Origin of the sequence: Clostridium sp. AF32-12BH (assembly GCF_003477935.1) — a bacterium.
Classification (GTDB): domain Bacteria; phylum Bacillota; class Clostridia; order Lachnospirales; family Lachnospiraceae; genus Brotaphodocola.
The window spans coordinates 49043-58120 of the sequence record NZ_QUEH01000006.1 but is presented as its reverse complement, the minus strand read 5'-3'; the positions used below and the strand labels follow the sequence as shown (position 1 = coordinate 58120).

The following is a 9078-nucleotide window of genomic DNA, read 5'->3' as shown; positions in this document are numbered from 1 at the left end:
CTATTTCGCCTCTTCCTGGCGCTTAGGCACTCCGTTTACGACCCACGCGCCATGCTCATTTGTCTGTTTTCCATCTGCAGTTGTATAATTTTTTCTCAGCGCACCGCGGATACCGTTTGATGCTTCTTCAAAGTACAGGCACTGTCCGTCGATCCAGTTCCAGCCTGTCAGCATGCGGCCCTGTGTTCCATCGGAAGATGGGTTTAAATAATACATATTTCCATCGGTATCCTGATACCAGCCGGTCATCAGAAATCCGGCTTCATCAAAGCGGAACCAGTCATAAACGCTCTGACCGACCGCCGTATTGGCATATGGATTGTGCACGGCTGCCCACTCCTTTGCGTAAGTCCGATCCTTGTCCGCGAACATCCACTGGCCTGCCGCATTCTGCACCCAGGTTCCTGTCACCACATAAGATGGCATCGACGGACCAGCGGCTTTCGTCACCCCGCCAGAGGTAATGCCGGTCGAACTTCCCGATCCGCCAGAACCACCGGAGCCTCCCGAGGAGCTTCCGCCACCACCGGATCCTCCGGTACTGACTCTCGGCACAGTCTCATCCTGCGTGACAAACACGATCCGGACACGGCACTGCGCCTTGATATGCCCATGGGTCTGATCCTCACTGACGGCCGTCACCACTTCTTCTTTCACTCCGTTTCCACTTACTTTTTCCAACGGTTTTTCCTGTTTCAGGGTGCAGTCCCGGCTGATCAGGTTCTGGATCCATGCCGGATTATGCTCTCCTTTCGGATCCCATACCGGTGTGATCCTGCAGTTCTGTCTGTTTGCTCCCGATACTTCCAGATGCAGATTTTTTCCGCTTTCCGTATCGGTCCAGCTCACCTGTTCATAGAACGGGTGCTCCGGATTCAATGCCGCAGTCAGGGTCACCGGTCCTGTTACTGTGATGCTCTCGGTCGGCTGATAGCAGCTTCCTGTCAGTTTTCTCGTTATGGTAAAGACTGCCTCGTTCTGATTCAGGTTTAATGTTTCCACGCGCAGGGTTGTCCGGTCCACGATCTGGAAATCCACGGCTACGCGACAGTTTGCGTAAAGTGTCGCATGGTCCAATGAGGTATCCGGATTGGTCATTGCCGACACCACACCATAGCGGGTGTAAACGGTATCGCGGATTTTCTCCCGGTACTCATTTTCTGCCTGGGCTTTTACTTCCTGGTTTATGATATCTGTGATAAATGCAGAATTCATATTGGGCAGAACCGCTGCATCTTTCCGGGTATATCCGGTCTCCGAACGGTTTTCCAGAAGATCCGTGTCATCGACCGTCCAGCGCACGGTGCGGTCTATCGTCTGCCCATTTCCATTGTGCTCCACATGAATATATACCGGCTGAACCTCCACGCTGTGATCCTGCTTTCCATCCACGTAACGGGCGATTAAAATGCCATCCTCGTTTTTTACTTCCGTCACGATCTGCGGATGCTTGCGGTCTCCGCTTCGCGTCTGAACAACCGAGAGCCGCGTCTCATTTGGATCTGCTGTCAGCTTCGTAGTCAGCTTGATGTATTCCGCTGTCAGCTCTGTATCGCACTCCGGCATGAGGAACGAGTAGGCACCTGCACCCACATACTGCATTGGCTGCTCCAGACCGTCCTCATCGAGATAAACCGGTGGCTTCACTCCGCCGGTCTCGGATTCGTCCACAACCATCTGGTAGCGGTTTTCCGCTGTATTGTTGGGTGCGGTTGTCACGGTCACCGTTGCCCCGGCTTTGATCGCGGACGGATGATCCTTATCCACATCCCGGTAATAGGAACTTCCCGTAGAAGAGATTGCCGATAACGTTGCCACATCCGTGTCATAGGTTCCATTGGCATTCATCGTGTCAATCCTCGGAATGTAAACCAGATACCCTCTTGTCGGCTCTCCCATATATCCTGGCGCAAAATGATCCATGGCAAACGGAAGGTCTTTTTTGTATCCATCCATGGTAAACTCCCGCCCGAGTTTCTGGGTAACGATATAGCAGATGCCATCCTCCAGTTCCTCATAAAAGAAGCGCTCCCCGCAGTCGTATTCAAGCTGACCGGATATCGTCTTATATTTGCGCTCCATGTCAGACCAGTAGCCAATGTGGGCATCTTTTTCAAACTTGTTATCCCCGTCGATCGTGCTTCCAAATACCTGCTTCGCCTTCGCCAGGGTATTGGTAAACAAATAGGAAATCCGGCTGTCCCGTTCGGTTCCGTAAGTGAACCGGTCGCTGCTGGCACGGGTTCCTATAAACGTGCCCTCCCGGGAAGCACTGCCCGCGTTGGTCCTGGAGATGATACCCGCCATACGCGCCAACACCAGATTGCCGCTCTCATATTTTCCAACAATTCCTCCCACAGAACGGCTTCCGTTTCCGCCGATCGTACCGTTGACGTAGGAATTGTAAATGCCGCTCAGATTCATGATACCGGCAATTCCACCCACATAGCCTTTGCCCTGGATGCGGTCGGAACTGCCATTTTGCGTGATCACCACATTGTCGATCAGGTATGCCTTTTCTGCCTTGCCTGTGATTCCTCCGACTGCCCCGTCGGACTCCTTCACATTCATGGTGATTCCGTCCGCCCTGCAGTTTTCAATGATTACCGCTCCATCGCCTTCCTGCAGCTGCGTCCCGGATCCGGTTCCGTTTCCCGTACCACTTGCAATTGCAGCGATTCCTCCCGCGTAATGCTTTGAACATACATAGCCCGATACGGTGACATTGCGGATCACTGCACCATTTTTTATCGTACCAGCCAGAATTCCGGTCCAGTTTTCTCCGGTGACCTGTTCGCCCTCAATCTCCAGATTTTCCACACTTCCGCCGTCAATCACACCAAACAAGCCAAGGTTGCTCATCCCGCCTGATTCTCCAAGGATCTGAAATCCGGTTATTGTATTTCCGCAGCCATTAAAATGACCGCGAAACGGTGTCTGGACCTCACCGCCAAGTTCTGCCCGGTTACAGTACCATCCGATCGGATTCCAGTTGCCATTGTTTATGGAAAGTCCACCCAGATCCAGACTCTGTGTCAGTTCAAAGTAACAGTCCTCATAATCATTTCCTGCTGCCACCGACTCGGAAAGTCCCATCAGATGCGACAGCGTTTCGATCTGATACGGTGATTCTTTCGTTCCTTCTCCCGGGAAATTTGTATTGCCATTCCAATCCGTCCAGAGATCCCCTGTAGTGGAAAGCTGCATCGCAAACAAGGCTAGGTTCGACTGGGTCGCAATCTGAGGGAGCGGCTGCGCATTGGAATCCGTTGCCAGATCAGCCATAGCCTGTTTTTTCCGATTCATGCCTAAATCAGCTTCGCTTGCCGCATCAGAATCCGTCGCCAGATCCATCTCCAGTTCTATCTCGTCCACTCCGGATTCGCCGTCTTCCAAATCATCCGTTCCAATCGCACGGGTCTCCCATTCGTCCTGTCCGGATCTTTCTGTCTTCAAGCCGTTCTCCCCGGCTTCTGCTTGTCTGGCGATACCTTTCCCTGTTCCTTTCCCTCCTGACTGCTGCCAGAGCGAATCGCTCCCGCTTGCCCGCTCATATCCGGCTCTGCTTTCCGGCACAAACGCCCCTGCGCTCTCTGCCATGGCGTACCCGGCAGGAAGTACCCCCGGTGACAATACTGCCAGCATAACCGCCATAGCCGATGCTGTTTTCCGTCTCATCTCATAATTCTTCCTGTATTTCTTCATACATCCCCCTTACTTTCCTGTTTCTTCCCGCAACGTTTTACTTTTTTCTGTGTTTTTGCCCGCTCATCTCTTTTCCAGGTTCTTTCCCGGATTTTTCCTGATTTCCCGTTTTTTCCAGGTACATGTTCCTCTTTTTCACTGATTTTCCCATGTTCTTCCGTACCTTTCTCCGACCAGCAAACACGGTTACCTCTGCGGCAGCACAAAGGCAGGCCGCACCCCGGTTGTACCGGTCACCTTGATTTCTTCATCCTGCTCCATCCCCTTTCCCGATTTCTGCTCGCGTACACTGACTTTCTCCGGCCGGATATTCCCATTCACCAGATCCACAATGTAAATTTCCGTGCCTTCTGCCTTCCCGCATGGTGTCCGCAGCCAATATCCTTTGCAGAATTCCCCAATCTGTGTCTCTGGATTGCGTTTCTTTGCCCCATGAAATTTCCACAGCCAGTTCCGGTAACGGTATGCCTCATCCACAGAAAGGATAAACAGCCGGTCTTCCATCTTCTGGCTTCCCAGATAAAGCGGTGCCAGGTCATCCTGTAACAGCTGTTCCCAGTATTCTGCTTTTGTACTGCCCTGATAGGCGCGCTCTACCCCCGTATTGACCATAATGGCATCTGCAAAACCACTCTCGGACCTGGAAAGCCATCCCCGGACAGAAGAATATTTGTAGTCCGCACTGCTTCCAAAACGCACGATCGGTCCCGGAACATACACATAGTCATGAGGTCCATCCTCTGGCATCTCAAACTCATACCTGGAACCGGTATTGGCCGGGATTACTTCATCGCAGAGAAACAGAGCCCCGTTCCGGTGAACGTCCATATGGTCGGCATAATTCTGGTCAATGCAGCGAAACCGGTAATCTTTTCCGTCAATCCGGCGTATTACGGTGTCTCCAATGTTCCAATGCCTGGCCGCAGTGCCCGCACCAAAGGCCCGAACTGCCGGAATCAGAAACAAGCAAAGCCATACACGCAGCGCCAAATGCCATGCTTTCCTCTTTTTAAACATGCTCAAATATCATTGCATCCCCCTCTCTTTCGATTCCCTGTAATCCGGCTATCCCGTTTTCTTAACGGGTCATTCCTATTTCCATCTACCGTTTCTAAGTTTCTGACTGTCATTCATCTCACCATCTATCGCGGACGGGAGAAACCTTGCTGCTGTTTGTTGAAAATGCGCGATCTGCGCGGTTATAATCCGAACCGAACATGGATACGCTTTCTGCGTAAGAAATAACATGTGATGAATCTTTCAAATAATCATTTTGTAATACTGTGGGTATATAAAGGTGTGATATCAATGGAAAAAATGAAATGGGTAATGAAAAATGAGATAACAGGAAAAACAAGATCTCAGATGAATCGTTACTGTGCCATCATCATAGCACAGTAACGAAAACAGTACAAGAAAAGTTCATCGACAAAATATGACAAAAAATGCGTTATCGTCTGCCCATTCCGGAAACGATAACGCATGAGAAAATCCTATCCGCGCAGGCAGAACTCGCTGCAGTCCACTACGCGGGTGGCAAAACTTTCATAAAACTCTGGCTCATGGCAGATTAAAAGGATGCTGCCCTTATAAGCTTTCAAGGCACGAGCCAGTTCTTCCTTGGCATCTACATCCAGGTGGTTGGTCGGCTCGTCCAAAAGCAGGACATTGGTTTCGCGGTTGATCAGTTTACATAATCTTACCTTTGCCTGCTCACCGCCGGAAAGGACACGCACCTGACTCTCGATATGCTTGGTCGTCAGACCGCATTTTGCCAGGGCAGAACGCACCTGATACTGGGTATAGGACGGAAACTCCTTCCAGATTTCCTCGATGCAGGTCGTGGTATTGCCCGGCGCCATCTCCTGCTCAAAGTAACCAAGATACAGGTAATCACCTAACTCTACACTGCCGGAAAGCGGCGGGATCAGCCCAAGGATACTCTTTAAGAGCGTGGTCTTTCCGATTCCGTTGGAACCCTTTAACACAACCTTTTCCCCGCGCTCCATGCTGATATCAAACGGGCGGGTCAGCGGCTCATCGTAACCGATCACCAGATCCTTCGCCTCGAAGATCATCTTGCCTGCGGCACGGGCTTCCATAAAGTTGAACTCTGGCTTCGGCTTCTCCTTCGCCAGCTCGATGACTTCCATCTTATCCAGCTTTTTCTGACGGGACATTGCCATATTCCGGGTCGATACACGCGCCTTGTTGCGCGCTACAAAGTCCTCCAGCTCGGCGATTTCCTGCTGCTGGCGCTTGTAAGCAGCCTCCAGCTGCGCCTTTTTCACCGCATAAACTTCCTGGAAATGGTCGTAATCGCCCACATAACGGTCCAGCTTCTGGTTCTCCATGTGATAGATCAGGTTGATGACGCTGTTTAAGAACGGGATATCGTGGGAGATCAGGATGAAAGCATTCTCGTATTCCTGGAGATAACGCTTCAGCCACTCGATGTGCTGCTCATCCAGATAGTTGGTCGGCTCGTCCAAAAGCAGAATGTCTGGTTTTTCCAGAAGCAGTTTTCCTAAAAGCACCTTCGTTCGCTGACCGCCAGACAGCTCGGAAACATCCTTCTCCATGCCGATTTCCTGCAGTCCAAGTGCACGGCCAACCTCCTCAACTTTGCTGTCGATGATATAAAAATCATGAGCCATCAGCAGATCCTGGATCGTGCCCAGTTCTTCCATCATGGCGTTCATCTCATCCTCAGAGGCTTCGCCCATCTTATCGCAGATGGCGTTCATCTGCTCTTCCATCTCAAACAGATACGCAAAGGCACTCTTTAACACATCGCGGATGGTCATGCCTTTTTCGAGCACAGTATGCTGGTCCAGATAACCGGCACGCACATGTTTTGCCCATTCCACCTTGCCTTCGTCCGGCTGCAGTTTGCCGGTAATGATGTTCATGAACGTGGATTTTCCCTCGCCGTTCGCGCCCACCAGACCGATATGCTCTCCCTTTAAAAGGCGGAATGACACATCCTGGAAAATAGCACGGTCACCAAAACCGTGGCTCAAATGTTCTACATTTAAAATACTCATTCAAAACTCCTCTCAAGCTTGTTACCGTTCACCCGCAGCATACCTGCGCTCAAAAACCTGCTGCCATCTCCAGCAGCGCAGCCAGACCTCATGGTTTTTTCACTGCATCAAGACTGTGTCTCATTTTACATGACAAACCCTGCCATGGCAAGCTATTTTCCCTGAAATTGCGCATATCTTATCGTAACAGATCACGGTTTGCGAGGAATGCTATGGTTCTTCCCCTCAGTCATATTCCATCTGCCGCGGATGCACGCATCATCTGGATCGCCAGCGAACCCGTAAAACGGGAACGTCTGGAAAAACAGGGCTTTGTCCCTGGTGCAGTCATTCACTGTGTCCGCCGTTCCCGGCACAGACGTTTTTTTCTCTTCCGGGTCAATGGCCGCCTGATTTTGCTGCCGGGGAAGCTGGCGGGAGAAATTTTCGCGGAAATTCAGAGATGAGAAGAGGCAGGTGGCGTGGGCGATGACATGATCCATGCCATCTGTTCCCACGGCTACGGCATCTGCTGCGATGTGGAACCTGTCCACGAGATGGAAAAAGTGCTGTTTGCTGCTGACGAGCTGACCGGCCTGATCGGTGCCGCTGCCCGCATGCGCCCATCCAAAAGCACTAAAGATATGGAAGTTTCCAGCTTAAAGAAAAAATTCAAAGACAAAAAATTCGCTGCCGGATGCTCCCGCGATATCATCCGCACCGGAGCCGAGCGCCTGGGATGGGAACTGGATGACCTTTTTGCAAAGACCATCGAGGCCATGCGGTCCTGCGAAGACTACGTGAATGCGGAGATGGAGCAGGAGTAACGTTATTTTTCTACATTGTTTCGGTCTGTTAAAATAATTCCCTTATAGCGTGGGGAGGTCCGCTCGAGTTCATAGCATTCGCCTTCCGGGGTCGGATACTGGTCGACGAAATCGCGGATGGTCTTCATCTCGTCTGCGGTTAAGTCGAACTCCAGTGTCTGGATGTTGGACTGCACGTGCTTAGAATTTCTGGTTCCGACCATGACCGCACCCACGCTCTTCTGATTTAAGATGTACTGGGTTGCTACATTGGCGATCGTCACACCGTGATGTTCTGCGATTTCTTTTAAGACTGGAAGAAGCTTCTGCATGCCATCCCAGCCCAGGGAATCTTCGATGATCTGCATGTATTTGACCTGGGAACGGGTTTCCGGTGCCTCGTATTCTTTGCCCATATAGCGCTCCGCCAGAAATCCGCCCGCCAGTGTGCCGTAAGCGAAGGTATAAATGCCATGCTCGGCACTGTAATCCAACAGGGTGCGCTCCGGGCGGCGGTCAAAGACGGAATACTGAGCCTGGTTGGAAACAACCGGGATACCGGCATCGACCATCAGTTTCAAGGCACTGGTGTCCATGTTGCACATACCGATGTTGCGGATCTTGCCTTTTTCCTGAAGACGGAGCAGATCAAACGCGGTGTCCAGCATGCCCGGCACGTTGAAATCCCACCAGTGAAACTGCACAAGATCCAGTGCTTCCCGGTGCATGCGCTTTAAGGAACGGTCTACGATTCCCTCGGTATACTGCATGTTGATGACCGGGAGGACATCCTTATCCGGCACAAATTTGGTATGAATCTGGATATCTTCCTCGTTATAATGACCGGTTCCTTTTAAGTCCATAACGAAACGGCCAAGCACCTCTTCTGCACCGGTATAGATATCCGCACAGTCGAACGTGGTAAAGCCCTGCTCCACCAACATATGAAACGCACGGATGGCATCGTCGTAGTCGAGATGTCCCTGAAGGCAATGCTCGGCAGAAAGCTGCCAGCAGCCATTGATCACACGGTTAAACGTATATCCATTTTTTAATTGACATTTTTTCTGCATGTTCTTTTTTCTCCTTTTTCAATTCGTGATGAATCTGTATCCCTATATTCTTCTCGTATACCTACAGGACTATTTTCCGCTCTGGAAATACGAATTCCGTAACCGTTACAGCAGGCTTACACTTACTCTGCCTCCTGTTTCGCAAGCGGCACAACCGTGCACTGTCCGTGGCTCTGGATCCGTTTGCCAATCCGCGTGATTTTAAATCTCGCCCCGCAGTTTGGGTCCGGACAGGCGATCTCACAGTCGGAAAGCATCCAGTCGTTTGGATGAAGCGGCCGCTCTTTTGCCGGGAGCAGCGGAAGCAGCGCGCTGAGCGAGTACATGGAAAACGATGTCTGCTCCGGAAATACCAGATTTTCGCCCTGCACCAGGAAGTAATCGCCCACTTTGTGACTGCAGACCATGGGACGGTCCGTTGCCACGACTTCTACTTTTAAATCATATAACTCAAAGGTATCGTCCATA

At 51.2% G+C, this 9078-nt stretch carries 6 protein-coding genes and 1 pseudogene; 1 reads left to right on the top strand and 6 read right to left on the bottom strand.

Annotation, left to right across the window (positions count from 1 at the left end; genetic code table 11):
* The 4 genes from DWZ40_RS07290 to DWZ40_RS19995 all read right to left on the bottom strand — a co-directional run bounded on the left by DWZ40_RS07290 (nt 1) and on the right by DWZ40_RS19995 (nt 7234).
* Nucleotides 1–3705 carry a hypothetical protein gene (locus tag DWZ40_RS07290; RefSeq protein WP_118542209.1) on the bottom strand — a complete coding sequence of 1235 codons (3705 nt, stop codon included), beginning with the start codon at nt 3703–3705 and terminating at the stop codon, nt 1–3.
* A gap of 186 nt (nt 3706–3891) precedes the next feature.
* On the bottom strand, nt 3892–4722 hold the full coding sequence (locus tag DWZ40_RS07285; protein WP_118542207.1) for a DUF6273 domain-containing protein: 831 nt from the start codon (nt 4720–4722) through the stop codon (nt 3892–3894).
* A gap of 476 nt (nt 4723–5198) precedes the next feature.
* Nucleotides 5199–6752 (bottom strand): ABC-F family ATP-binding cassette domain-containing protein, encoded by a 1554-nt coding sequence (locus tag DWZ40_RS07280; RefSeq protein ID WP_118542205.1) that lies wholly within the window; start codon nt 6750–6752, stop codon nt 5199–5201.
* A 191-nt stretch (nt 6753–6943) separates the two neighbouring features.
* Nucleotides 6944–7234 (bottom strand): hypothetical protein, encoded by a 291-nt coding sequence (locus tag DWZ40_RS19995; RefSeq protein WP_243035251.1) that lies wholly within the window; start codon nt 7232–7234, stop codon nt 6944–6946.
* On the opposite strand from DWZ40_RS19995, the pseudogene DWZ40_RS07270 reads away from it, so the two are divergent.
* Nucleotides 7220–7558 (top strand): annotated as a pseudogene (locus tag DWZ40_RS07270) (hydrolase); the annotation flags it as partial. The gene DWZ40_RS19995 and the pseudogene DWZ40_RS07270 overlap by 15 nt on opposite strands.
* A gap of 2 nt (nt 7559–7560) precedes the next feature.
* On the opposite strand, the gene DWZ40_RS07265 reads toward DWZ40_RS07270, so the two are convergent.
* Both DWZ40_RS07265 and DWZ40_RS07260 read right to left on the bottom strand, forming a co-directional pair.
* Entirely contained in the window at nt 7561–8610 is a 1050-nt protein-coding gene (locus DWZ40_RS07265) for an aldo/keto reductase (RefSeq protein WP_118542201.1), read from the bottom strand.
* A 122-nt stretch (nt 8611–8732) separates the two neighbouring features.
* A complete protein-coding gene (locus DWZ40_RS07260) occupies nt 8733–9077 on the bottom strand; it encodes a TIGR04076 family protein (RefSeq protein ID WP_118542199.1) in 345 nt (114 codons plus the stop codon).
* Nucleotide 9078 lies beyond the last annotated feature (1 nt).